General features: G+C 47.0%; 27 protein-coding genes. 18 read left to right on the top strand and 9 right to left on the bottom strand.

Features of this window, described 5'->3' with window-relative positions; genetic code table 11:
* The first annotated feature begins 92 nt into the window (after positions 1–92).
* From SBG41_RS06905 to SBG41_RS06885, 5 genes are all read left to right on the top strand, one after another.
* A complete protein-coding gene (locus SBG41_RS06905; RefSeq protein ID WP_317894823.1) occupies positions 93–1,403 on the top strand; it encodes a tRNA (N(6)-L-threonylcarbamoyladenosine(37)-C(2))-methylthiotransferase in 1,311 nt (436 codons plus the stop codon).
* The gene (gene rpiA / locus SBG41_RS06900; protein WP_317894822.1) at positions 1,378–2,112 is read left to right on the top strand and encodes a ribose 5-phosphate isomerase A; all 735 of its coding nucleotides are present in this window, start codon (positions 1,378–1,380) and stop codon (positions 2,110–2,112) included. Before SBG41_RS06905 ends, rpiA begins: the two co-directional genes overlap by 26 nt.
* The gene (locus SBG41_RS06895; protein ID WP_317894821.1) at positions 2,088–2,531 is read left to right on the top strand and encodes an SWIM zinc finger family protein; all 444 of its coding nucleotides are present in this window, start codon (positions 2,088–2,090) and stop codon (positions 2,529–2,531) included. Before rpiA ends, SBG41_RS06895 begins: the two co-directional genes overlap by 25 nt.
* Positions 2,532–2,616: 85 nt before the next feature.
* Complete coding sequence (locus SBG41_RS06890) at positions 2,617–3,519, top strand: coiled-coil protein (protein WP_317894820.1); 903 nt, start codon at positions 2,617–2,619, stop codon at positions 3,517–3,519.
* A complete protein-coding gene (locus tag SBG41_RS06885; RefSeq protein ID WP_317894819.1) occupies positions 3,516–4,616 on the top strand; it encodes a DUF373 family protein in 1,101 nt (366 codons plus the stop codon). The genes SBG41_RS06890 and SBG41_RS06885 overlap by 4 nt, the downstream gene beginning before the upstream one ends.
* Here the strand turns inward: SBG41_RS06885 and uppS are convergent.
* The gene (uppS, locus tag SBG41_RS06880; protein ID WP_317894818.1) at positions 4,573–5,328 is read right to left on the bottom strand and encodes a polyprenyl diphosphate synthase; all 756 of its coding nucleotides are present in this window, start codon (positions 5,326–5,328) and stop codon (positions 4,573–4,575) included. The genes SBG41_RS06885 and uppS overlap by 44 nt on opposite strands.
* Positions 5,329–5,497: 169 nt before the next feature.
* A complete protein-coding gene (locus SBG41_RS06875; RefSeq protein ID WP_317894817.1) occupies positions 5,498–5,941 on the bottom strand; it encodes a translation initiation factor IF-2 subunit beta in 444 nt (147 codons plus the stop codon).
* Positions 5,942–6,031: 90 nt separating this feature from the next.
* Between SBG41_RS06875 and SBG41_RS06870 the strand changes: the two genes are divergently transcribed.
* The 4 genes from SBG41_RS06870 (at position 6,032) to SBG41_RS06855 (ending at position 8,368) form a co-directional block, all read left to right on the top strand.
* Complete coding sequence (locus SBG41_RS06870; protein WP_317894816.1) at positions 6,032–6,349, top strand: DUF424 domain-containing protein; 318 nt, start codon at positions 6,032–6,034, stop codon at positions 6,347–6,349.
* A gap of 584 nt (positions 6,350–6,933) precedes the next feature.
* The gene (locus SBG41_RS06865) at positions 6,934–7,701 is read left to right on the top strand and encodes a proteasome assembly chaperone family protein (protein ID WP_317894815.1); all 768 of its coding nucleotides are present in this window, start codon (positions 6,934–6,936) and stop codon (positions 7,699–7,701) included.
* A gap of 23 nt (positions 7,702–7,724) precedes the next feature.
* Positions 7,725–8,156 carry an Hsp20/alpha crystallin family protein gene (locus SBG41_RS06860; protein WP_317894814.1) on the top strand — a complete coding sequence of 144 codons (432 nt, stop codon included), beginning with the start codon at positions 7,725–7,727 and terminating at the stop codon, positions 8,154–8,156.
* 53 nt (positions 8,157–8,209) lie between these two features.
* Positions 8,210–8,368: a hypothetical protein gene (locus SBG41_RS06855; protein WP_317894813.1), complete on the top strand. Its 159-nt coding sequence runs from the start codon at positions 8,210–8,212 to the stop codon at positions 8,366–8,368.
* A gap of 44 nt (positions 8,369–8,412) precedes the next feature.
* Here the strand turns inward: SBG41_RS06855 and SBG41_RS06850 are convergent, their stop codons facing one another.
* Both SBG41_RS06850 and glmM read right to left on the bottom strand, forming a co-directional pair.
* A complete protein-coding gene (locus tag SBG41_RS06850) occupies positions 8,413–8,850 on the bottom strand; it encodes a Trm112 family protein (RefSeq protein ID WP_317894812.1) in 438 nt (145 codons plus the stop codon).
* Positions 8,847–10,232: a phosphoglucosamine mutase gene (gene glmM, locus SBG41_RS06845; protein WP_317894811.1), complete on the bottom strand. Its 1,386-nt coding sequence runs from the start codon at positions 10,230–10,232 to the stop codon at positions 8,847–8,849. Before glmM ends, SBG41_RS06850 begins: the two co-directional genes overlap by 4 nt.
* 95 nt (positions 10,233–10,327) lie before the next feature.
* On the opposite strand from glmM, the gene SBG41_RS06840 reads away from it, so the two are divergent.
* The 4 genes from SBG41_RS06840 (at position 10,328) to SBG41_RS06825 (ending at position 13,631) form a co-directional block, all read left to right on the top strand.
* Positions 10,328–11,371, top strand: a complete 1,044-nt coding sequence (locus SBG41_RS06840; protein ID WP_317894810.1) for a DUF1152 domain-containing protein — start codon at positions 10,328–10,330, stop codon at positions 11,369–11,371.
* A complete protein-coding gene (gene surE, locus SBG41_RS06835) occupies positions 11,349–12,146 on the top strand; it encodes a 5'/3'-nucleotidase SurE (RefSeq protein ID WP_317894809.1) in 798 nt (265 codons plus the stop codon). Before SBG41_RS06840 ends, surE begins: the two co-directional genes overlap by 23 nt.
* A gap of 175 nt (positions 12,147–12,321) precedes the next feature.
* Positions 12,322–12,537, top strand: coding sequence for a 4Fe-4S dicluster domain-containing protein (locus SBG41_RS06830; protein ID WP_317894808.1), 216 nt, complete (start codon positions 12,322–12,324; stop codon positions 12,535–12,537).
* A 68-nt stretch (positions 12,538–12,605) separates the two neighbouring features.
* Positions 12,606–13,631, top strand: coding sequence for a hypothetical protein (locus SBG41_RS06825; RefSeq protein ID WP_317894807.1), 1,026 nt, complete (start codon positions 12,606–12,608; stop codon positions 13,629–13,631).
* 80 nt (positions 13,632–13,711) lie between these two features.
* On the opposite strand, the gene speD is transcribed toward SBG41_RS06825, so the two are convergent.
* Positions 13,712–14,107, bottom strand: coding sequence for an adenosylmethionine decarboxylase (gene speD, locus SBG41_RS06820; RefSeq protein WP_317894806.1), 396 nt, complete (start codon positions 14,105–14,107; stop codon positions 13,712–13,714).
* A gap of 293 nt (positions 14,108–14,400) precedes the next feature.
* Between speD and SBG41_RS06815 the strand changes: the two genes are divergently transcribed.
* A complete protein-coding gene (locus SBG41_RS06815) occupies positions 14,401–15,204 on the top strand; it encodes a nucleoside phosphorylase (protein ID WP_317894805.1) in 804 nt (267 codons plus the stop codon).
* 49 nt (positions 15,205–15,253) lie between these two features.
* A complete protein-coding gene (locus tag SBG41_RS06810) occupies positions 15,254–15,484 on the top strand; it encodes a hypothetical protein (RefSeq protein WP_317894804.1) in 231 nt (76 codons plus the stop codon).
* A 537-nt stretch (positions 15,485–16,021) separates the two neighbouring features.
* Here SBG41_RS06810 and SBG41_RS06805 read toward each other — a convergent pair.
* The gene (locus tag SBG41_RS06805) at positions 16,022–16,711 is read right to left on the bottom strand and encodes a diphthine--ammonia ligase (RefSeq protein ID WP_317894803.1); all 690 of its coding nucleotides are present in this window, start codon (positions 16,709–16,711) and stop codon (positions 16,022–16,024) included.
* 67 nt (positions 16,712–16,778) lie between these two features.
* Here SBG41_RS06805 and SBG41_RS06800 point away from each other — a divergent pair, with 67 nt between their 5' ends.
* Positions 16,779–19,889: a DEAD/DEAH box helicase gene (locus SBG41_RS06800; RefSeq protein WP_317894802.1), complete on the top strand. Its 3,111-nt coding sequence runs from the start codon at positions 16,779–16,781 to the stop codon at positions 19,887–19,889.
* On the opposite strand, the gene SBG41_RS06795 is transcribed toward SBG41_RS06800, so the two are convergent.
* Complete coding sequence (locus SBG41_RS06795) at positions 19,861–20,772, bottom strand: triphosphoribosyl-dephospho-CoA synthase (protein WP_317894801.1); 912 nt, start codon at positions 20,770–20,772, stop codon at positions 19,861–19,863. The genes SBG41_RS06800 and SBG41_RS06795 overlap by 29 nt on opposite strands.
* On the bottom strand, positions 20,757–22,307 hold the full coding sequence (locus SBG41_RS06790; RefSeq protein WP_317894800.1) for an amidohydrolase: 1,551 nt from the start codon (positions 22,305–22,307) through the stop codon (positions 20,757–20,759). Before SBG41_RS06790 ends, SBG41_RS06795 begins: the two co-directional genes overlap by 16 nt.
* A gap of 174 nt (positions 22,308–22,481) precedes the next feature.
* On the opposite strand from SBG41_RS06790, the gene SBG41_RS06785 reads away from it, so the two are divergent.
* On the top strand, positions 22,482–23,531 hold the full coding sequence (locus tag SBG41_RS06785) for a 60S ribosomal export protein NMD3 (RefSeq protein ID WP_317894799.1): 1,050 nt from the start codon (positions 22,482–22,484) through the stop codon (positions 23,529–23,531).
* A gap of 17 nt (positions 23,532–23,548) precedes the next feature.
* Here the strand turns inward: SBG41_RS06785 and SBG41_RS06780 are convergent, their stop codons facing one another.
* A complete protein-coding gene (locus SBG41_RS06780) occupies positions 23,549–23,890 on the bottom strand; it encodes an MTH1187 family thiamine-binding protein (RefSeq protein WP_317894798.1) in 342 nt (113 codons plus the stop codon).
* A 305-nt stretch (positions 23,891–24,195) separates the two neighbouring features.
* On the opposite strand from SBG41_RS06780, the gene SBG41_RS06775 reads away from it, so the two are divergent.
* Positions 24,196–25,269, top strand: coding sequence for a hypothetical protein (locus SBG41_RS06775; protein WP_317894797.1), 1,074 nt, complete (start codon positions 24,196–24,198; stop codon positions 25,267–25,269).
* The last annotated feature ends 291 nt before the right edge of the window (positions 25,270–25,560 follow it).

Genomic DNA, 25,560 nt, shown 5'->3' with positions numbered 1-25,560 from the left:
AAACTAGATTAGGGCTTCTACGTACATTAACGAGGTATGGCAGCGCTGCAAGGCAAAAGACCATGGAGACTACAAATAAGTGGTGAGATACAATGCGACGAGTATATATAGAAACGTATGGATGTGCACTTAACTTCGCCGATACTGCGCTAATGAAGACGTCTCTCCAGCGTGCAGGCTATGAAATAGTTAACAACGTTGACGAAGCGGATGTGGTCATTATTAACACGTGCACAGTTAGGCTTGATACCGAAGAAAAGATGTCAAAAAGAATAAGGGCGCTAAGCGACTATACGGCAAAAAGAGCAAAGCTCCTAGTTGTCGCGGGTTGTATGGCGACAGCCCAGCCCTATAAAGTTAAGAAACTTGCACCCAACTCCGTAATAGTTACTACGTACAATGTCCACCGGGTAGTAGAGGCTATTGAGAAAAGGGCTGATTTGTTAGAGGAGCCGGAAATCCCCAAGACTCTATACATGCCTGAACCGCGGCTTATGCAGCGCGGCAGAGTAGCTGAGGTACCTCTAGCTGACGGGTGTCTAGGAGACTGTACGTTTTGCATAACAAAGCTGGCCCGAAGGAAGGTCTATAGTAGGCCGTTAAGACAGGTAGTGGATCTTATCAAGCAGCTCGTGAGGCGCGGTGTTGTTGAAGTAAGGCTTACAGGACAAGATGTTGCAGTATATGGCATCGATATCGAAGGCAAGCGGCTTCTGCCGAAACTAATGGAGGCTATTACCGAGATTCCAGGAAACTTTATGGTGCGCATTGGAATGATGAGCCCAGACCAGCTAGAACCAATACTTGACGAGTTTATTGAGCTACTTAGGCATCCACGCTTCTTCAAGTTTGTTCATCTGCCAGTACAGAGCGGCGATGACAGAGTACTTAGGATAATGAAGCGAAAGTACACCGTGGACGAATATAAGTCTATAGTGAAGGAGATTCGTTCAAAGATACCTGGCGTAATGATTGCCACTGATATAATTGTAGGTCATCCGGGAGAGGACGAGGAAGCTTTTGAGAACACAGTCAAGCTTGTCGAGGAGCTGCGATTTGAGCGTGTTCATCTCGCGCAGTATACTCCAAGGCCTCGTACCGTGGCGGCGGGTCTCCCCCAAGTACCTGACCCTGTTAAGAAACAGCGGTCAAAGAAGCTTGGAGAAATAATTGCGAAAATCGGGCTAGAAGAGCACAGAAGATATGTTGGGTCAAAAGCAAGAGCACTTGTAGTATCTAGGGGTGAAAGAGGAGGTCTTGACACGAAGCTCTTCAACTATATGCCAGTCATACTCCCGGAGAATGAGGCCTTGCCTGGCCAATGGTGTAACGTTGAAATAGTGGATGCGACGTGGTATGACCTTCGGGGCAGAGTTCTTGAGTGCGAACCAAGCCAAGCTTAATGCAGCCCGTTTTGCGGCAGAACTCATAGCAGAGAGAATTGACAGTATAGAAAGGCTTGGAGTCGGCACGGGTTCAACAGTAAGGCTTGTTATTGAGTACTTGTTATCAGATCGTAAGATAGTTGAAAAAATAAAGAAGCTAAAACTATACGTTTCTAGCCTCGATACATGGTTCACGCTAAGGCGATACGGACTAGAACCCTATACTCACCTGCCCGGAGAAACAATTGACCTCTACTTTGATGGTGCAGATGAAGTTGTACTCACGGAGGAATGCCCCCTCATTAAGGGTAGGGGCGCGGCTCTTACAAGAGAGAAAATCCTTGCATTTAACAGCAAGCACACAATAATAGTTATAGACAAGTCGAAGGTCTCACCAAGGCTCGGCTATCTTAACAAGCCATTGCCCATTGAGGTTATACCAGTAGCTGCAGAACCAGTCTTATCGTACCTTAAATCGATAGGTGTGAGGGCCGAGATACGCAACGCGTGCCAGTGTAGAGATGGACCAGCATTATCAGACAACTATGGCGCGATCATTGATGCGTGGCCGTGGGAGCTAGAAAACGTAGAAAAGTTTGTTGCTGGGCTGAAAAACGTGCCAGGTGTTGTTGAGCATGGCTTATTCATAGGCCTTGTAGACGAGATAGTAGTTGGAGAAACAGACACGGCGAGGATCCATAAATGCCGAAGAACGGTGCGCAGGTAGCAAGGGATAGGCTAAGCGAACTAATATCTGAAGTGATTAGGCTAAGTGAGAACCCTCCGCCAGCAGCGCGCAGCGCTGCTGGCGAGCTAAGAGTAGTACGTCTCTCTGTTTTTCCTCTAGAACTCTGGGCAGTTATGGGCAGGGAGTCGGACTACCTAGTTATAAGGCGCATGTATTGTAATTGCCCCCATTTCTCTATACGAGTAGTAAATGAGGAGAAGACGGTGCCTTGCTACCACCTAATAGCAGTCGAGCTTGCCGAGAAGACTGGCAGATTTCACGACTTATCAGCTAGTTTAAACCAGGATGAACTCCTAGATATTGTACTAGAAATATTATCGGGTGCTAGATCGACTACGCTTCGCAAAAAACTATACATGAACACAGCCAAGGGCATAGAGGGAGAGTCGGATAAATAGTCCCTTCCACGAGTACATGTTCACGGCGCAAGCCTCTGTCAAGAGTACTCCACATCCCTCCCTTAAACCAATGGGTTGAACAACCTTGAGCACGCCTATCGAAGTAGAAGAGAAAAGCATAATCGATAAAATGACACAGCTACGTGAGGAAATAAAGCAGCTCAAGGAACAAAGGTACGCTCTCATCGAGGAGGCTAAGAGGCTTCGGCAGCAACGTAGAAAGCTAATAGAGCGTGCGAAGAGCCTGCGCGAGGAGCTAAAGAAGCTTAGGGAAGAGCGACGTAAACTCGTCGGGCAAGTTAGAAACCTACGGCAGCAACGCCGAGAGCTTCTAGGCAGGTTGCAATCAGTTGTAAACGAGCTTGAGGAACAGAAGAGAATAGTTGCAGAGCTACGACCGCTAGCGCGAAAGAGTATTAACGCAATAAGGCGCCGAATAGAGGAGCTTGAATGGCGTCAACAGACGAGCGTGCTTAGGCCCGAGGAGGAAAAAGAGATAATTGATGAAATTGTCCGTCTTGAAGCATTGCTCCAGAAAGCCATGGAGGCTAGAAAGTACCTGCAGGAGCTTACGGAAAAACGTGCAGAGCTCTACGGTCTCAGACTCCAGTTGCGCAGCCTAGGCCAAGAGATAAGATCGATAAGTGAAAAGATAAGTAAAATAGACGAGCGCATAAACAACCTCCGATCACAGCTCGAAGAATTGAGTCCACAAATAGATGAGCTTAGCAAGCAGCTCGAGGAACTCTCAACACGTATCGAGGAGCTACGTAGCCAAATAAATCAAAGGGTCCAGGAGCTTCGGGAGCTAAGCGAGAAGCTAAAGGAGCTTAGACTTGGCCAGGAAAAAGCCAAGGCTCTGCAGATATATGAGGAGAAGAGACGCCTCATAGAAGAAAAACTAAAGCGTGGAGAACCATTAACGCTCGAAGAGCTACGGCTGCTCTACTCTAGTAGCCCGGATGAGCTAGAGGAAGAGAAGGAATGAAAAAGATACTAGTAATAGTTGTTGATATAGATGATGACTTAGGGCGTGCAGGTATTTCAACTCCTATAATTGGTCGCGAGAAGGTGCTTGAAGCGGCTACTCGTTTTGCTCTTTATGATCCAGAGGACTCTGATGCTAATGCACTTTTTGCGGCAATAAAGCTGCTTGATGAAATGAGGCTTAAGGGCTATGAGGCCGAGGTGGCAGTAGTAGCGGGTAGTCAACGTGGTGGTGTAGACGCGGTTCTCGAGGCACGTAGACAGGTAGAGCAGTTAATCAATATGTATCATCCTGATGGCTTAGTGCTAGTTACTGATGGCTCAGAGGATGAGGCGCTGATACCGGCGATATCGTCGCTTGCACCAATAATAGCTGTAAAACGTGTGGTCGTGAAGCAGCATAGAGGTGTTGAAGAGACCTACATGCTTTTCGCAAAATACATACAAAAAGCCCTAACTGAGCCGCGATTTGCAAGGCTCTTCTTAGGCGTCCCTGGCGTGGTTCTTGTCGTATTCTCTGCCCTTGCTCTCCTAGGGATGCTTCGGCAAGCGATTCTTGTAGGTCTCCTTATAGCTGGCTTGGCCATGATGGTTAGGGGATTTGACCTTGAGGATCGGCTTATGCAAGCTCTCACCGAAACGCCCGTAACTATAGTGGCTTATTCGACAGCCGCAATAACAGCAATTATAGCACTTGTACTCATAGTATCCCAGATTCATTCAGAGGAACAACTAACACCACAGTTACTGGCAAGCCTGATTAGGAATGTTACGAGCCTACTGGGCTTCTCGGCGACGATAGCTATACTTGGCCACGCGGCTTCAAAGTTTGTTTCGGGAAAACTTGGGCTATATAGGGAGATAGTTGCACTAGCAATCGTGATTGTTGCCGCGGTACTCCTCGACACGGTGTCATCAGCGCTCGAGAAAATGGAGACTATGTCAGTCTCAGAATTCATAAGGGCTCTAGCAGCTAGTGGATTCAGCCTATACGCTATTGGCTCTATCATCGCTGTAGCAGTTACATGGAGAGCAGCCAAGGCGTTTGAGAGATTTATCGCCCAAACCTCCTCTCACGAGACTGATAGGAAAGAATAGCCCTGTATAGTTCCACTTCGTCAAAGTCCGGCCACAGTTTCTTCGTAAAGTAGAGCTCTGTATAGGCTACATGGTATAAGAGAAAACCGCTAAGTCGTATCTCGCCGCCGGTTCGTATAAGGAGATCAGGTTCCGGGAACTGGCCTAGCGGCATGAGCTTGCGGAAACTATCTTCCTCAAGCCACTTGGCTGTATTGTCTCCTTTAGCGAGAGAGTTAATTATGTTATTTACCGTTGCCACTATTTCCCATCTGCCTCCATAACAAGTTGCAACACTTAAGACATGGGGCCCGTTCCTCATTGTCGCCTCGTTTATGGAATAAATCTTCTCTCTAAGCCAGTTCGGAAGAAGCGAGAAATCACCGACAAAGTAAACACGCACTTCCCCGGACCTAACTCTGTCATCGGCAAATAGGTCGTCAACAGCCATAGATAAGAGCCTATATATCGCCTCCAGCTCCTCACGCGGCCTTCTTAAACAGTTCTCCCGCGACAACGCATAGAAAGTAACATAGTTTATGCCTAGATCCCATAATCTGTCTAAGACTTGCTTCGCGACTTTGTAGCCCCTATAATGGCCCATGCTGGAAGGCATGCCGCGTCTGCGCGCCCAACGCCTATTACCATCAGGAATAATAGCAACATGGCTTGGTAGTCTATCTGTGCGAATGCGTTTGCCAAGTATTCGTGCATAGAGCGTCTTCGGCCACATTATTATAGCACCGCCGCCAAGCTACCGTGAAGCCGTCATTAGCTGTAAGAGCGGCTTCCCCACAGCCGGATACCGAATTGTTAAAGCATATGAAGCGCACTTGAGTATTTCTACCCAAATTGGTTGTTTGCAAAAAGGCTTTGTGAAAACCATAGAGCTACTTAGGACGCTAAAGTGGAGGCACTGGCTGTTCGGCACCACACGCCTCGCAGACAAGCACCCATGTCTTTCCTCTCTTCTCAAGCCTTGTGTCTGGGGCACCGCATGTTGGACAGATAACATAGGTTTTAACGAAGCGCTGTAAGAGGTTGTTGAGAGTAGCTGTTGAAACCTTTACATTGATTGTTAGCATCCCATTTTCTTCATCATAGTTGCCACTAGCACCTAGCTCCCTAAGAAGATATCTCATTACAATGCGCGGGTCTCTCCTCATAACATCAGTTATCTGTTTGAAGTTCCTTATTATCGTTTTATTACCAACCCTTTCGACTATAAGCTTAGGTAACTCGAATCGAGACGCCTTTGTGCCTTTCGCTGGTAATCTCTCATAGAGCCGTTTTAGCAAGTAATCGTAGTCATAGAGAAGCTTGGCTACGTCCTTGTTCGTGCTCAATCCTGCACCCCCTTAGCGAGATAACACGACTAAGAACTAATATTTATAGATGGCAGATGACACGAACTAAACAAGTCGGAGTGGTAAATTATGCGTAATGAGGAGCCCCTAGTGTACATGAAGATACATGAGGCCCAAGGCGAAAAGATAATAGCAATATGTGATAAGGATCTCTTAGGTAAAAGATTCTCCGAGAACAACCTGGTTCTTGATGTAAACAAGTACTTTTACGGCGGCATCCTCGTACCACTCAGTGTCGCTATGGAGAAGGCGGAAGAGGCTACAATTCTTAACTTAGTGGGAATAAATACTATTAACGCAGCAATTAAGAGGAAACTAGTCCATCCTGATGCTGTGATAAAGATAGCTGGAGTGCCTCATGCTCAGGCTGTGAAAGTGCTTTATTAATCCTGCTATTGGTTTCATAGTGATCTCCATAAAGGATATTAATAGGGCACTGTCCATACCATTGACTATAAAGCATCATTCTCAGAACTCTTTCAACGAACACTGCATTTTCGTGGCCAAGGCCCAGAATGTGTTCAACATATTCATGAATAAAGCTTTCATCGATAAACCACTCAGCCTCGTCCTCTACTTGTAGCCAACGGATATTGATAAATATTTTATCGTCTTCAAACCAAGCAGCTCCATCATTTTCCCTTGACGTGATAATAACATCGACCATCCCGGGGCACCAAAGTAGAGTGGGCGTTGACACGGGGTTTAAATCGTATTTATAAACGATGAGAATCGTATTAACATATTAATAACCTATGCTATTTTAATCGATACAGATGTTGTGGGGGCTGAAAATAGCGAAAGGTTAGCCGAAACAATTTTCAGAGAAACGGCAAGGAGGCACAGTACCCCGCTCTGTTACAGAACCGAGGCGAGTGTACTGCAGGAGGTCTTGCCACAATATTTGTGGTGACGACTATCTATATGTACTGCCTTCTACAGTTAATTCATAGTATACTGGGAGACGTCGTTTGCCCAATATAGTATATGAAGAAAGTATTGATGGATTAACTCTTATGGAATATGCCGAGTTCGAGCTAAAGAAGCCAAGCTTCTTCATACTAGGATTGCCAGACACCGGACTAGTGGGGGTAATATCGTCTAACCATATAATTGAAACAATGGGGTTACAAGAAGTTGCCGGAATAGACATAGAGCCACTAATGCCCCCTGTAGCAGTGATATCTAAAGGCGAAGTACGTCCTCCATTACGCATATATGCTAAGGACAACTTGATGGCTCTTGTAGCCGAAACCCCAATACCTGCCAGCGTGATCCATATACTGTCAAGACTAATAATAGACTATGCTATAAGGAAAAGCGTTGACTACATTATTTCCATAGTTGGCATTGCCTCACCTAATAGAATAAATATTGAAAAGCCTAATGTGTACTGGATAGCTAGTAATGAAAAAGCTAGAAGTCTTGCATCAAACCTCGGAATAGAATTATTTAGTAATGGATATCTAGTGGGTCCCTATGCGCTCATACTTAAACAAGCTATACGAAAACGCGTCGCAAACATTGTGTTACTAGCAGATGCTTACGTGGAGTTCCCGGACCCAGAGGCAGCAGCAAGCGTACTAACGGTGCTTTCAAAAGCGATAGGCAAAGATATCGACGTAAAGAAGCTCTTAGAACAAGCAGAAATGATTCGTGTACGGCTACGTGGCCTAATGAAGAAGACGAGAGAAGCAATGGCAGAGATGGGCGGCCCGAGTCCCTTATTATATGCGTGATGCTTCTGTCGGGGTGTAGCACCATGAGCTTCGAGGAAATCCGTAAGAAAATAGAAAGAATCCATCGCAAGATACTTGAAGAAGTAGAACGCACGTTTGAAGAAACACTGGAAACCGCTACAAGCGCCTTCACAGCACAAACGGGCTCATTGAAACCACTCTATACACTCTACGAGACACCTGATGCCTACATAGTACTAGTGGATCTTGCTGGTGCAGACACCTCAACAATAGACGTAAAAGCGACAGAGGATAGATTAATAATCAGAGCTTCTCTCGAAAAAGAGGTACGATTCAGCGATATCTATGGAACAGTTGTTGGCGAGAACATAGTGCTACGCTCATACGAGCATGAATTACCATTACCTCCAGATGCTGATCCTAATAACATAAAGGTAAACGTTAGACCAAATAAGATCGTTGAAATAATTATACCAAAGAAGAGAAGCAGATAAAGAATACTGTATACACGCTGACATGTAACGGTAAACAATCGGGGGATAAAACCATGACAGTCTACGAGGGTGTAGTTGAAAAAGACGAAAAAGGCTACCTAATTAGGCTGCCCGATGAACTGGTTGCAAGTATTCGGTGGAAGGAAGGCGACAAAGTCAAGATAGAAATGAGCGAGTGGAGAGGAAGGCTAGTAATAGTAGTATACAAGTAGCTGGCTAAGAGTGTGTTAAAACAAAGTATTTTCTAATATCAACTTCATCGCTGCTTTTTATCGTCAGATAGATTCCAAGGTTTTCCTTCGCGCAGTATCTTTTCGGGGATTTTATCCTGGTATCTTCGCAGGAATTTCAAATCCTCTTCTTTTTTACGTAGATTATCCGGCAGCATCCTAGGTATCTCGTCTATTATCGGATACCATCGCTTACAATTCGGGCAATATATTATACCTGTAACAACCTCTACCTTCAGGCACTCAGCACACGGAGTATTGCCATCAACTTCTTCGATTTTCTTACCTATGGGTGTTTGTAGCCTATAACAATAGAGTTCACAGAGTGGCGGCTTATATTTCTCTAACAGTTTTTTAATCTGCTCTTCTCTTTCAGGATAAACCCTCTCCTCTATTACGTATAGCTCCAGAGGGAAGTGCTTACATACAGGGCATGCAGCCAAGTCCATGAAGCGATACTTCATTGCGACGCCAACCTCCTAGCCTTTTCTCTCAGCTCCTCTGCGAGCTGTTTAGCCCTTTCTGGAGTCTTTGCCTCAACCATTATTCTCAGTACCGGTTCCGTGCCGCTGGGACGCACAAGGAACCAATAATCTTCTGCATCGACCCGTATCCCGTCAACGGTCACTACCCTTACCCCCTCCTTAGCACTATATTCCTCTATAAGTGCTCTTACTACTTGAAGAGCTTTCTCTCTTCGCATAGGAACCTTAATTTTAACAGCATAATATCGTGGCAGCTGTGCAAAGAGTTCGGATGCGCTTTTCTTCTCCCTGGCCATCATTTCGAGGAAAAGTGCAAGCGTCATTCCGCCATCTCGCGCCAAGAGATGCGGCGGGTAGATGAAACCACCGTTTTCCTCGAACCCAGCTACCCCGCCCTCCTCTAAGAGCTTATAGCTTATGTTTATTGATCCGACGGGTGTCCATTTGACCTCTATACTGGCTTCACTCAAGTACTCTTCCACAAGCCTACTACTTGATACAGCAGTATAGACTCTTCTCGGGGCATCCCTTAGCTTTGTCTCAGCCACATAGCGCGAAAGGAGTGCTGCTGTACGGTCACCCCACCACACTTCTCCTTTCTCGTCTATGAATATCGCCCGATCACCATCACCGTCATGCCCGACTCCAAGGTCAAGGCCCAGGCTCTTCACTACTACTGAAGCCTCTTGAAGCGAGGAGGGAGTAGGCTCTGGTTCTCGATAAGGGGTCTGCGATATATTGCATGCAATCGTATACGGCTTTACACCGATCCGCCTAAGTATCTCGGGGCTAGTTAGTGCTGAAACATTATTTGCGCAATCTACGAGAACTCGGAAACCTTTCTGCTTGATTAGTCCCTTATCGACTCTGCTTACTACGTCTCTTACATAGAGTTCAAGTACGTTATCGTCTATCCTTACCAAGTCATTTATTCGAGTCCATGGTACGTATCTGAAGCGTTCCTCAAAATAAATGTCTTCTATTTTCCGCTCAGTTTCTCTGTCAATCTCTATGCCCAGAGAATTAATGACCTTGATACCGTTATATTCGGGTGGATTATGGCTAGCAGTAATCACTACGCCAGCGTCATACCCTTGCTCCTTTACGGCAAACTGGAGGGCAGGTGTCGGCGCATACCCTGTCTTGCCTGCAAGGAATACCTCTACACCGCTCGCAACCAGGCCCGCAATCACAGCATTCATTATCATTTGGCCGCCTGCTCTGCCATCACGCCCTACTAGAATTCTTGAACCCTCGCCATAGTATGTCCCTATTGCAAGGCCTAGTTTGAGCGCAAGAATAGGGGTTAATTCTTGGTTAACGATGCCTCTAACACCGTCAGTACCGAAGAGTCTACCCAAAGCCTTCTCTCCAAAAGTTTCTGCAAAGACGAGGCTACATAAATAACACTAACCGTGTTATGGCATATGGGCCAGGCATCATAGAGTGATGAAGCTTGTGCTTCCTCGAGGAAATTTATGGTAATATGCCTCGATGCGTCATAGTGCTTTCTACAGGAGGTGGAGGAGATGTTGCAACAGCCCTACTATATGCGTACAAGATTGCAGAAGAGGGCTCTAGAGCCATAGTGGCAGCACTGCCGTGGGAAAGATACGTTAAGGACCCATGCCCGGGCCCAATAAAGCTCTCGGAAATAGCTTCAGCAACCACGTACAACGAGTATGCTTTGCTCCATAGGGGATGCATTGCGTACCGATGCGGCCGCGTTCTTGTACCAGCAGTATGCAAGGCAGCATTACTCTCGAACAATGTTGTGCCGATATACGCGGTGGACGGGTGGGGAGGAGAACTTGGAATACGTAGGGCAATCAAAGAGCTAAGTGTGCTGCATGGATGTGATTCCATCCTTTTAGTCGATGTAGGAGGAGATGTACTTGCCGAGGGACATGAGGAAGAACTCTGGAGCCCCCTTGGAGACTCTCTCGGGCTTGCAGCGGCAATAAATAGTGATCTTCCCTCAGCACTTCTAGTACAAGGGCCAGGAGCTGATGGCGAGTTATCGGATAAGCAATTATATAGAATCATCGCGGAGCTTGCAAAACGTGGCGCCTTAATGTGGGTAAGGGGGCTAAGTGCAAGGGATGCTGAAATCCTAGAACAAGTAACAAGTATAATACATACAGAGGCAGGCCGTATCCCCTTGCTTGCATTTAAGGGGTTCTATGGATGGTATGAGATACGGGGTGGCACTCGCCGAGTATGGATAGATGTATCTAAAGCGACGGCAGTTATTCTTCGAGCCGAGCACGTCTACAAGTTTTCGAAACCCGCGCAAATAGTTGCTGGGACTACCTCTCTATATGAGGCTAGGCGGCGACTCAATGAACACGGTGTTTATACAGAGCTTGACCTCGAAGAAGACATACACGTGTTAATAGAGCTTGGTGAACTAACTCCTCAAAAGCTCCTCGAGATCCGCGAGAAGTCGCGTTCATCGTTACGGCACGGTGGTAGAAGTGAGACGCTTGCTTATAACTAACGATGATGGTGCTGAAAGCCCTGGGCTCAGAATACTCTATGAAGCAGTAAAAGACCTTGGTAGAGTAGATGTCTATGTACCATCTAGCGCGAAGAGCGCGTGCGGCCATGGGATGACGCTGGGTAAGCCTATAAGAGCGGTAAAGAAGAAGCTGTGGGGTTCAAAAGAGGTAGTAGTTATCGATGGTTTGCCGTCAGATGCTGTATACATAGCTACTAGCATCAATGGGCTTTATGATGCAGTATTTTCCGGAGTGAATATAGGCGACAATACTAGCCTTCAATCAATACTCGCATCTGCAACGATTGGTGCAGCAGTACACGCTGCACTTATGGGTATGCCAGCTGCGGCATTCTCGGTAGAGGCTAGGAGCATGAATGATATTAAAGCCATGGACTATGCTGCGTTGGTGCGTATGCAGCGTGTTATAAGGCTTGTGGCCTCCTTCTTGACTCAAAAAATGCTTCCCCGTGGAATAGACTTGCTTAGCGTTAACTTTCCTCGGAGACTCACAAGCACGAGCAGAATAGTTGTGGCTCCTCCAGCCCGTATCCGTTTTAGACAAATAGCTAAAGAAGTAAAGAGAGATGAAAACGGCAAAGTCATATACTATTCTATTCAAGGCGAGGAGGAGGAGCCAGCTAAGGGAACAGATACTTATGAGTTAAAGCGCGGAAACATCGTCTTAACACCGATTTGTCTAGAGGGCGTTGCGAAATGTAACGCCATATCAATTCTCAAGCACGCTATGGAAGAATTAAATAAAATGATGTAGGGTGGGGCGTCTCAAAGGATTATGGCTTTAATACGGCTCAGAAGAATACGTAAGCAATCTGGGGGGGGTGGTGGCCCGGCGGACGAGATGAACCCGGATAATCCGGGCGATATGGCGCCGGGTCCGACCTCGGGTACATACCCGCACACAGCTTCTCTGATCAGAGGTAGCCGTGATGGAACAGCCTCGCTGCAGAATAGTTGCGACAAGGATAGAGGTAGGAGATAATATAGATCCACGTCTCTGCGAGGAAGCTTGTCCCTCAGAAGCATTACGCGTTAAGGATGGAAAACTTAGCATAAACGTCTCTGCATGTATGGTGTGTCTTGCATGTATGGCTATCTGTGGGCCTAACAATATACGTGTTGTCAGTGATTGGGTCTGCATGTAGTTATTATTTGACTAGAGGACTATAACATCATAGTGCTATTACTCGTTGTGCGGGGTGGCTTGCACAGCATGAACATAAATCTCTTGTTCGTTGATGTTTACATAGCTGAAGAAGACGAGGTAAAAGGGCCAGGATACATTCACCTATCCAATGGTGTTATAGATCATATAGGCGTAGGCTCTCCCCCCGAGGAGGCAGAGATAGCTGAACTTGTGCTTGGAGGCAGGGGCCGCATAGTTTTTCCCGGCTTCTGTGCCCCGCTTGTCTATCCAGAAGCCTATCTATTCAGGACGCTTAGGAGACCTCCAAGAGTATTTGATGATAAGCTCATCGAGTTCAGCAGATCGCTCAGCTCGGAAGAAGCATACTATTTATCGCTTATGGCGTTCTATGAGATGAGTTTGGCTGGGTACACGAGAATACTTGCTGTGTCTCCAAACGCTGTACCTGTTGCAAGAGCGCTAATCGAGAGCGGCCTCGAGGGCGCTATACTGCTGCCAATAAGTAGCTGCAATAATTGCAGTGAATCATATTTCGAAAAAATCCGTTCAGAAATAGAACAAGTCAGTGGCGGCGAACAAGTACGAGTAAAGCTAGGTGCCCTCATAATGCATAGTGAAGGAATAGTGTTACCTAGTTGGATGGAGCTTGTCTGTAAAGTAATGGATAGATCGGTAGCAATTTGTAATGGAATTAATGTTAGAGCGTATGGTCACGATATTCTCGGAGCTAGCGATGTCCCGGGACTTATCTATCCACACATCTCTCCAGGCCAAGTAATATTCGAGTATGGTGCCGAAGGATACAAGGCTTTGTCGCTCCGCTGCCACAAAATCATTGACACCGAGTATAGAGGCATAGAAAAGAATGAAAGAGCATACTTAGCTGTCTACGATATCTCTGAACCCCCCTCCTGGTTCCCCGAGACGAACTTAGCTAAGCCTTATGTACTTACACCAATAGCTACTGCTGAGACAGTCGTATCGGGAGGTAGACTAGTAGTTGATGGAGGCGAGCACTTGTTTATAGGAAGTAGTGCAACAGAGAAAGCTTCTGATGTACTATCCAATATACTCAAGAGAATTAATCTATAATCATGCTATAGTTGTTGCGATGATTTGGGTCCTGTGATAGTTAAAAACAAGATTGTATCGGGGAGGACCAGGAGCTTCTCCTATTCCAGGTTCCTTGATGTTATTCCGCGCTCTACGCGCTTCGCGCCAAGCATCTTTACTATGTAGTCGAATGCGCTGTCGGGATCAGTGTGTTTTCCACAACTATATACATCGACTGTCGCAAAGTGGTATTCGGGCCAGGTGTGGATTGTGATATGGCTTTCAAGTACTATTGCGACGACGCTTACGCCCTCTCCTATTTTCCAGCTTTTGACGTCTAGGAGCGTCATGTTTCCAATGCGTGCTGCCTCGATTACTATTTGTCTCAGCCTCTCTTCGTCTCTTAGAATTGCTTCGTTGCATTCGTAGAGGTTACCGTAAACGTGTCTTCCATATACCTTGGGCTCGTTATTGTTCGCTATGTTTCCTATGTTTCTCAGTGTTGCAGCTTCCATATGACCCCCCTCCGGCTATAGGGGGGGTTATTTTTATAGCCTTTAAGAGTTACCCCCCGGGTCTTAGAGTCTCTCATGGGTACACGGTAGTATTTCATGTCTGATTAGTTGGTTTTATGATAATTAGTAATATTTTATTTAATTCGTAGTAATTGTTATTATGGTGTTTACAAGCCGAAGCCTTATCTACGTTGCATTATATCCTCTCAAAATAAGGCTATGGGCCTTTCTAGAGGAATGAAATAAGATTAACCCGTATGCAGAAGATTTGCCGCGGGAGAGGTTAAGGACTCATGGTCATAATGCAAATCTTTACTAAGACGAGTAAAGGAGACGTTTCAACCCATGCACTCGTTACAAGCCTTGAAGAAGTATACGAAAGAGCTCTTAGCTATCTCAACAATGTTGTTGAGCGAACTGGTAGGCCAGGCTTTCGCGTAGCTACTGGCGAGTTCCATAGAACACGTCTCACAGTAGTACTTCACCCTATAGGTCCCTCAGCACTTGCGATACTCTTAGAGGAGCTAGCCCGCTTGGGCACAGATGTGGTTCTATACCTTGACGCGGCGACAGCTCTTTCGCCCAAAGTTGATATCGGTAGCGTTATCCTGGCTACGGGGGCCATAAAGGGTGATGGTGTGTCAAAGGCTTATGCCCCTCTAGAGGTGCCCGCAATACCGAGCCATGAGCTGTTTCACCATGTTCAGCAATCGCTCGAGGTTCATGATATCAAAACTATACCCGGTATTGTGTGGAGCGTTGACACATTCTACCTTAATGGGGGGGCGATAGAAGCGTCAATGAAGACGTATAGTAGGCTCGCTGTCGCCATGGACATGGGAACAGCGACCCTCTTCACTGTTGCTATGACTAGAAAACTCCAAGCGACCTCTGTTCTGGTGGTTGAATCAAGCGTACCGAAGGGCGTAGAGCGCGGAGCTATTTACTCCGAAGAGGAGGAATACGAGACGCTTCATCAGAAAATATTTAGCGTTATAGATAAGCTTGTGAAGCCATTGCTTGAGGCACTATCTTTGCACATGGAGCACGTAAAGGTATCCAAAGCCGCAACACAGATTGAGGCAACAACACCTTAGGCATCAGCAATAAGCAACGTCTACCGAGGGATACAGTATGGGGAAGGAGATGTCAGCAGCAGATAGGGCATTGCGTCTTATCGATGAGAGTATGGAATTATTAGAGCTGATAGAGAAGGATGTTGGCGTCATAGCTTCAAGTGCGGCAAAGGACCAAGTTCCGAGCAAGGGGAGTATATATTCGCTCTACACGCTCGTAGTTAAACTTAGAGACAGACTTACACAGCTCAGGCATGAAGTATACAATGTCTATTCTCTTGAACCTGGTATTGACGACTAAGTGGTGCACTAGAGAATGAAAGGAAGACCTCTTCGCCCGCTAGGTATCACAATAGTCTTTTCCAAAACTGCTGGATTCCTTGGATCATTGAGCTTCCTTGCATTTCTTGCCTCAGTTGTTCTCTCCAGCTCGCCTGAGACCTCCTTGGCTCTCTGGGTTCTCTTCGCTGGATTTGCGGCTGCATCAATTTATCCTCCAAGCTTAGCTGCTTCAAGACTGATTAGTATACTTAGAAGTCTTGACAAGAACATAGCTCTGCGTCCCTCATTCACGCCTCTGACTGCTGCTTTTGCAGTGCTGGCTGCCCCGCCGATCGCACCGCTTGTCGCCTATAGCATGCTGTTATCGATGCTTAATGTAATCGATAAACTAGCAGTCAACTATGATATCAATATAGAGGATTTAATAAGGCGCTTGCCCGGCGATGCCTTGTCGCCCAAGTTTTTTGTCGCTTCAAGCATCATACCTATAGTGTTGCCGCTCGCAGTAACCATGTATTGGAGGAACATTTTCTCCGCATCTTGTGCAGTCTTTGACTCATTGCGACACAGAGGGTTTTGGGACAAGCCATGCACGCTTGATTTCATAGAAATAATGATCTGGTCCCAGCCTTACAGTCTCGCCTTCGACTCTAAGCTCCTTGCGGAAAAGTGGAGCATCAAGGACTAGTGTCTCGGCCTCACCTCCCTCAAATGCAGGGTTGAATCTATATTTCTTTGCAAGAGAGATTATCATTTCAACAGTTTTCTCGTCAAGGATCTTCCCTACAAGCCAGCCCGGTAAACCGTATGCTTGCACACTCGTAACCATTACCTTGAAGCCTTCGCGCACTAAGCCCCTCATGTACTCTTCTTGGTTTATTCTCCAGAGGGGAGTAAAGCTCTTGAGACCATTCTCTTCAGCGGCTATCGCAAATCTAAGCCTCTGATAATCACTCAGCAGTGCCCCAGAGACTATTGCTTCACAGCCCTTCTCAGCAACCAGCTTAAAGGCATCAATCAGTGAGGCCTCCTCATCCTCCCTAGATGAGTATACGACATAGTCAACTCCTAGAGCCTCGCTCTGGAGACGTGCAACCCATATGTTTGGGTAGTGGAATAGCATGCTTTCCCACTGCTTTGCAGGCTCTATTATCAGTGTGCAGCAGAGTTCGAAGCCGTGCATGACTGCCCAGTGCAATGCATATATGCTATCCTTGCCACCGCTCAGCATAGCGCATACTCGCATGGAGCACACCATGACACTAATCGTATTTATCTAGTCTAGTTGTCTGCCACTAATCGGGTTTTAGGTAATGAGTTCTAGGAAAAACAAGGCGACGAGAGATAGCAATGTGGCAACAAGCCTACGAGCACTTGGCTATGAACTAGTTGAGTGGACAGATGAAGGACAGGAGCCTGAAAAGACAAATACCAAGTTCGCAGATGTTGTCCCAGAGCTTTCTAGCCACGAGAAAGGCTCATTAAATCTCTATAAGCATCAGCTCGAGACGATCAAGGCGCTCGAGGACGGGCGGAACGTCATACTTACAGCGCGCACGGGCTCCGGGAAGACAGAAGCATGGGCATTGGCCGCCCTTCGTAACAATTGGCACGTCTTGGCAATATATCCGACGCTTGCACTGGCAGCGGATCAGATCAAAAGACTTGAAACATATTATTCAATGAGTGGACGCGGAAAAGTAGTAAGAGTTGATAGGCCAAGTATAGGTAAACGTCAGCGGGACAAGCTTCTCGCCGAAATCCTTTCCGCGAAACTAGTTGTAACGAATCCAGCATTCCTATTAGCAGAGTTAAAGAGAATAGCTATGTCTCCTCATCGTGCGTTACTCGAGGACTTCTTGGCGAAATTAGACCTTATAGTTGTAGATGAACTCGACTTCTATGGCGCCCGTAGTGCGCACTTGATATTGTCGATGATCGAGCTAATAGCCAGATACATAGCGTCAAAGCCTCCCCGCGTTGTAATACTCTCTGCTACACTCGGAAACCCCGAAGAGCTAGGTAAAATGCTATCAAGCATAACTGGTAGAGAAACCAAGATAGTTCACGGAAAGCCCTTCAAGACACCGAACAGAACCATAATAGTTCTAGGCAAGGGTGTTGACTCGCTACTAAACTATATACGAGCATACTCAAGCATAATCGCCTCTCGAGCAAAATGGATCCTCGACATTGCCTTCAACGAGGAAGAGCTAAGAGAGCACTTGTACGAGATATATGAGGCTCTTGAAGCAATAGGTTTGCGTCCGCCTAGACCAGGTTTAGACTCAGTAGAGATTCTTCAAGCTGTTCTCGAATCCGCAGAAGAAGGCTTTGTGACCCTAGTGTTTACGAAGAGTATACGTATGGCTGAGAAGCTATACCGTGGCCTCCTCGAACGCTTACCAGCAGACCAACAAGGCCTTGTAAAGATACACCACCACCTAGTCCCTAAGGATGTTAGGGAAAGGATCGAGGAAGAGGCCCGCCGCGGGAAAATACGCATGATAATAACTGTCCGAACACTTGCACAAGGCATAGACATCGGTAACGTCAATCGTGTAGTGCACATCGGTTTACCCGTAGACCTTAGAGAGTATATGCAGAGAGAGGGAAGAAAAGGTAGAAGAAAAGACATCGGAATATCTGAGACAATTGTTGTGCCTTCAGGGCTTTGGGATAGAAAACTGCTTGAAGCAGGAAGCTCGGCTCTAAAGCAGTGGCTAAGTCTCCATCTCGAAAAACTATTTGTAAACCCATCCAACACTTATGCAGCAATATTCAAAGCTCTATGGAAGCTCCTTCACGGAGACCAGTTATCTGGCAACGAGTTAGCGGTAGTGAAGCAACTAGGCCTAGTAGAGGAGTACGGCACGTTAACCGGTAAAGGTCTTGGGCTCAGTGATAAAGGTAGGAGATTTTGGAACGACATCGGATTCTATGAGCATGGTCCGCCCTATGGGTACAGAAAAGTATTGATACATAGGGGTGTCGAGAAGCTCCTAAAAGGAGAAGAGGCCTCACATAGAGATGCCATAGAGAAGTACCAACCAGGAGTATATGACTCAATGACGGAAGCCCTTGTCGTCGGCATTAGTCCCCGTGAGCTAAGAATCTACGAGGAATATCCATCTGAGGCCGTAGAAGAGCATGACTGGCTTGCCAGGGCCTATCACCGATATATTGACATTAAGCGTGGATGGGGCGAGCACCCATCGTTCGAGAACGATCTGCGCTACGGAAGAATAAGCACATATGTAGCCCTTAACGTCAAGGCCCCGCTTAACGGCTTTGGAGAGCTAGTAGAAGAACCCATTGATGTAGAATGGTTTATTGAGAGCCGCCGTCCACGTCTATTGTCGCGTGGTGGCTCTGTGCGAGTCTACCACGATGTTGCTGTAGTTGAACTCAACTCACCAGTAGCCGGGAGATATCGTGATTTTACTTATGGCTATGTGGTAGAAGCCCCGGGAGATATCACGGCGGAGGATATTAGACTTGGCCTCGCAACGCTAATGGTTTATCTCCGGCTCGACCCGGAGTATGCCGTGCCTCTGGGGCTAATACAGTACAGAGTAGTAACGGCGGGCTCAATGAAGCTTGTCCACTTATGGGAGCGCGAGGCTGCCGGGCTTCTCGAGAAGATAGAATGGCTGCAGGTATCAAAGAAGCTAGAAGACTATGCGTTGCCAACTATATTTGTCCCCATGATGGCCGCCATAGATCCCGTCTCGGCGCTCCGCGTTATTAGAGGCGAGGTTCTGCCAAGTGATGCTCGTGCACTCGCAATCCGTGTAGCAAAGATACTTGGAGGAAGCATGACACTTAGGGTAGCAGGGCTACGCATAGAGTTTCCGAAGCCTAGTCCAAGCCACGGGCTTGCATCAATCTATGTGCTATACGATAGTGTTCAGACGGATAGAGGAAACTACGTGGTCGCGGCTATTGCGAGCTATGATGGCGAGAAGGAGGAAGTCTCCTCGATTGCAGCGCCGTTATCTCTTGACACGTCATCAAGACTCTCACAAATAGTGCTCGCTCACTTGGATAAGCTACTCTCTAGGGGATTCAAGATAGCGTATTATGGCTCCGAGCAAAGGAACTTGCTGATTAGGATGCTTGCGGCGAGCTATAGTGGGGTAATGGTGCTGCGTGGTGCCGAATCCGAGGGTAGGCTTATTGATATTGCTCAGAGGCTTTCGAGCCAGGTGGGAGACATTGCTCTTTTATCATACGTGGAGCCGCGGCTTCGGGGAGTACTCGATAATATAATGAAGGCTCATGTGCGTAAAGACGTAGAGTTATTGGAGAAGATGTACGTGGAAGCTGCGAGGCTGCTTGCTAGGGCGATATATAAGCTATTCCTCGCGCTAGAGAAGGGCCGTATAGAGCGTGCTAACAAGAAAGATAGAGGGGCTCATTAAGAATAAGTGCATCGAAAATCCTGCGTGCAAGAGCATTTATAACTATGTCTGCAACAGAGCCCGGTCCTTCATGTCTAAGAATGTTTTCGAGCTCGGCTTCTGCGCTCCTATCGCCCTCTGCGGCTCTCTCCCATAGGCTTCGCAAAGTTCTTCCAAGCTTTCTCTTTAACAAGAAGTCATCGAGCATTGATGCGAGCAAGTACGTTGCTCTCTTAGTAGCAATGGTGAGGCAGGGAGTTTCTCCCAGTATTGGAAGCGCTAAGCCGAAACTTAGCGAGAACATGGTGTGCGCATCGAATGAGACGGGGTCGTAAAGGGAGGCAAGTTTAATCAGTTCTTGAAATGGTGGAAGCCCGCCTACGTCTATGAGGGGTTGTGAAGCGTCTGGTAAGCCGCTCCACGAGAGCCTGCCGAGATAGCTTGGAGTAAGCAGTCTTAGCGAGTCATAGAAGTACTTTGTCCCTGCTCTTCCACAGAGGCTGAGGACGTAGACTGTTGAGCCAGCAACGTGGTCAATGCTTATCTTCGCATATTTTTCAAAGGCATAACCTAGCGCGGCCCCCTGTAAAGCTAGCAAGAGGGATGATCCTAGCCCAACGTTGCCCCACCGCTTCATATGGCGTATAGCCTTATTCCAGCACCTACACCAGGTACCTGAACGAGAGAAGAGGTGCGCTAGTTTAGCGCCCTCTTCGCAACTACATAGGCACATCTCGTACGCTATTGGAGAATAGGCAGCAAAACCTACAGGATCCAAGTCCGGCCTCGGCTTAGAGAAGCTCGATAGCCCGGGTCTAGGCACAGCAGCATCGATAATAACACTGATTGAGCATGCATGTGCATACGCGCGGCAGATGCTTCGAGGCCTCATTGCTTCTCCCATACTAGTTCTCCGCCAACAATCGTTGCGTCAATCCGGAGCCCTGGGAGATCTTCTACGTCAACTTCTAGCGGGTCTTCAGACAATATAGCCAGGTCGCCAAAGCATCCAGGCTCAAGGCAGCCTGCGCGCGGCTCGCCAAGCACTTGCGCCGAACCGGCCGTGTATAGGTGGAGCGCCGTCTCTGGGTCAATAGCCTCCTCCCTCGTATACGATAGCAATGATCCACGTGTCACAGCAGCATATACGCCTTCCAACGGGTTTAGAGGCTCTACCGGTGCATCGCTAGAGAAGCCGATTACTATGCCCTTGTTAAGCATCGACCTAAACGGGTAGAGCCACCTAGTTCTCTCTCCGAGCCTCTCGTGTGCCCACCAATCGCTTATCAGGAAACGCGGCTGTACAGCCACACGTATGTTCATCGAGGACAGTTCTTCCAGTACATCGGGTGGAGCAAGGCTTGCATGCTCAATTCTGCAGCCGCAGTCACTCATTCGGAACCCCTTTATGGCCTCAAGTATTGCCGCATCCCCGATCGCGTGAGCCGCGACGTCAAGCCCCCATTCCTTAGCCTTCCTTGCTACCTCGGCTACTTCGGGGGCTCTTAGGAGAGGCCTGCCTTTGTTCCCTGGGTCATCGCTGTATGGTTCTCTGAGCCACGCGGTTCTCGCGCCTAGGCTCCCATCCATGTATATCTTTACGCCGCTTATTCTGAAGAAGGGGCCTCCGAAGACCGGTACAGCGCCAATAGAATAGAATTTATCGAAAAGTTCTTTCGATATATACGCCCTTACACGTATTCTTAGCAGGCCCATGTTCCATGCAGAAACGAGGCCCCTAAACGCGTGCTCGTCGACATCCATAGTTCCAATCATTGTTATGCCGTGCTTGAGTGCCTCGTTTACACCCTCTATGACGAGCTTTAGCGGGTCGAGACTCTTAACTGCCTCTCGGTACGCCCTTTCGGCCAGCTCCTCAAACACTATTCCAGTGGGCTCTCCATTGCAGCCCCTATCTATTAGCGGCGAGCTTCTATCGTCTAGGAGCCCAAGCCTCTTCATGGCCTCAGTGTTGAGCACGGCAGCGTGGCCACAGACCCTCATCAATATTACAGGCTTGTCGCTGACCACTTCGTCTAGGTCAAATCTAGTAGGCCATGTTCCCATTCTCTCTTGGTCCCAGCCACGACCAATAATCCATTCACTGAATCTCTTCGACTCCTTCGAAACCCTTGCAAGAAGGTCATCAAGGCTCTCAACATCGTTGAGCTTTATCGAGTACTTGTAGAGACCGATACCTTGCACGTGTAGGTGAGCGTCAACGAAGCCAGGGAGGGCAACACCATCGAATTCGTAGAGTCGTGGGCGTCCACAGCTAGCTGAGCGTGCAAGATCACGGGCTATTTGCGCAGCCTCTGTAGCTTCGCCGGCATAGACGACTCTGCCGTTAAGCACTACTATTGACTCAACATACTTCGTTGGCTTAAAAGAGGTATAGATCCGTCTTGCGCGTATAAGAGAAGGACATTCGTGCATCATTAGTGAAGCCCCGAGTAAATCCGAGAAGGGGATATCCTAATCAGCCTTGCTACTAAAGCTCCTCACACTATTGACTAGTTCGCCGAGAACCCAATATAAGGGGAGACATGGCTCCAGCTATCTAAGAGGACGGAGAGAACAAAAGAAAGTGGATAGAGCCGGCCGGTGCCAGCTATGCCCATGTGCATAAGGTGCGGACGAGAAACAAGTATACTCATTGATGGGAGGCTCTGCCCTGACTGCTTCTTAGACCTATACGGATTCGGTGTTGCACCGAAGAGGCTAGAGGTCACAGTGTGTCCAAGGTGCGGTAGCTACAAGTTCCAAGGAAGATGGTTCCCCTCCTCCGGGGATCTTGAAGACGTTGTCGCCTTGGTTTTCCAGGCAGCTTTCAAGCCGAACGAGTATACCGAATACTATCGCGTAGAAACAGTAGACATAGACTATGAGAACGAGAAAGCGATAGTAACTGTTGTGGGCAAGCTAAGGGGCGACGACAAAGAGCGCAGCATGACGTATGCCGTTGATTTGAGGATAAAGAAGCAATTATGCCCAGTGTGCATGAGGAAAGCCTCTGGTGCACCCACAGCAATAATCCAGGTCCGGAGCCATAATGGCCGTCTCGGAAGCGAGGAACGATTGCTCGTAGAAGAGCTCCTCGCAGACCTGGACTCCGGGCTCCAAGAAGCAATCATATCAACTAACGAGGTTAAGGAAGGACTCGACATAAACCTGTTAGACCAAAACATTGCAAGGGTTATAGCAAATAGGTTTAGAAGCAAACTCGGCGCCCTGATTAAGGAGAGCCATAAACTCATAACGCAGAGGCGTGACGGGAAACGAGTAACAAGGCTCACCCTCTCTGTCCGCCTCCCCTTCTTCACGCCCGGCGCACTGATAGACTATAAGGGAGGCCTTGCCCGCGTCGAAGAAATAGACAAAGGCTACGTGATCATCCGGCTCCTCGGCACAAATAAGTACAAGAGGCTAAGAGTCGAGGAAGCTTGGAAAACACTTCAGAAGCCAAAACACATAGAAAGATCAAATGTAGTGATTGCAGCACTAGAGCCCGGCTGGATACACTTGCAAGAAACAAGCGGCGCATACAACTACATTGAAATCCCAAAGAGAGACGTCCTCGTCGAGGGCAGCATAAAGCCCGGAACCGAGGCGACACTAATCAAGTACAACAACAAGTACTACATAGTGGGCAAAAACAATTGAATAAGAGCAAGAAAGAGCTACATTACTCCGTGGACGTTTCTTATCTTCTTTCTCTCCTCGTCTAGAACTTGCATCACTTTCTGCACTTTCTCATTAGGTAGCTCTTCCTCCCTATCCCGCCTATCATCAACAGTAACAACAGTTACTATCCTCGTAACACCCATACTGTAAAGCTCGTCATGTACCTTGCGAATAATTGCTCCTATCTCGCTAAGATCACGAACATGAATAACGGTATTGTCTGGGGTAACTATAGGGCTATATCCTTCTGCCTCAAGGAGCGCGACGACTCTCGCAATATATCTTGAAAGACTAGTTCCTACTCCAATAGGTATGACCTTTAGCGCAACCGTTGGCATAGAACACGTTACCTCCACAACAGTATAGAATATGTTAGGACTGCTACTAAAGGCAAACGATAATCAGCTGTAAACACATTAAACCCTAGCATGCTACTAGCAAAAACCGAGCAGGTGCTGACTACAGCCGAGGCCGAACACCCGGATGTGGTACAACACCTAGGCTGAGCCTCTCCGCATCTTCCCTCTCTTCAAGCAGGGCAATGAAATATCTGATTAGCAAATTGCTATAACAATACGTAGAATCACTATATAAATCAGTGACGGCTCACTTTACGACCCAATCGGCGCCTAGGATTGATAAAATGAGATACTTAAGCATTGTCTACCTGCTGGCTATCCTGGTTATTATCATTGTATCATCTAGCTATATGTATATAGGCATAACGGAGAGCAATGACGAGGCATCATTGACTAGCCCGACAGAAATAGTAGTTTGTCCGGAGCTAAGCATGTTTACGAACGCGCTGACAACATCTTCTGATGGTCGTGTTTATGCCGTGAATTCTAGTCCAGATGCTTGTGTTAGGGAAGCTTTTAGCCTTATTGGGTCTAGAAGGATGAATCTAGAAATAGACAGAGATAAACAATATTACGTAAGCAAGATACAAATGTACATAGAAAAGAGTAGCTTGAACTCGTCAATACGAGACATAGTTATTCATATTAAAGTACATCAACTAGTAGTCTATGATAATGATACAGCCCTTCTACTGGTTAGTGTACCAGCATCATTGATTCCCAAGCTCGTTTCAAATAAGGAGGCAACCAGTATCATGATAGCTGCACTAAAATACGCCCTAAAAACTGATCTTCACAATATAGCCATCATATATTCTTCTCCTAACCTTCAACTTGCTCTGGAAAAACTAACCATAGGGCTACAAGACCTTGTTGAGAAACATGTTGTTATCAGTATAGGTTGTACCGGCGGCATCCTAGTGGTAGGAGTACTAGAGGATAGGCTCAAAGAAGTTGGCGGTATACAGAACTTCGTCGATCTTGTGGCAAGCTTGTTGCCGGAGGACTCTTGGGCTGTTGTAGTTGTAAACAAGAAGCTTCCGACTGTTACATTATTGATAGGTACTGAGACTCTTAGTAAGCCTAGTCACAGTAAGCTGGTCCAAACTGTTGCAGAAACATCTATCGAAAGTCATGTAACTGCTACAAATAGTACGACTAACATAGAAGCTGCTCAATCAAGCATAACTGTTGAAAGAAGCATAGAAATCATCAGCAATAATAACGCTAACCATAATCCTAATATCACAACTAATCAGGCTGGTAGCGGAAAAGACATTATTCATAGCGGATATGTGCTTCTGCTAGCAGTTCCAATAATTGCTATTACTGCTATTATTGTATTACTTCGTCACTAGTAAGCATTGATTAACCCGACCATTACTAAGACATCTCTGCTCATTCAGAGAATTGAAGCTACAACAATAGGACGTTGCCGCTAAACATCGAAAAGCTAGCCTTATGATTCCTAATTTTTCATATTAGGCTTTATCCTTAGCCTCTCTATTCATTGTGTATCATCATTGCTGATACCATGTTTTAAGCCAGTAATTGGTATGCCTTAGGATTGTTGATTACCTTATCGGGACGTAGAGGTTAACCTCGTTTAGTCTTTTTAGAACTCTTGGACTTGTTTCATTTTAGTTGAT

Origin of the sequence: Pyrofollis japonicus (genome assembly GCF_033097485.1) — an archaeon.
In the GTDB taxonomy this organism is placed as follows: Archaea; Thermoproteota; Thermoprotei_A; order Sulfolobales; family Pyrodictiaceae; genus Pyrofollis; species Pyrofollis japonicus.
The sequence above is the reverse complement of the archived record's forward strand: the minus strand, read 5'-3'. Positions and strand labels throughout refer to the sequence as shown.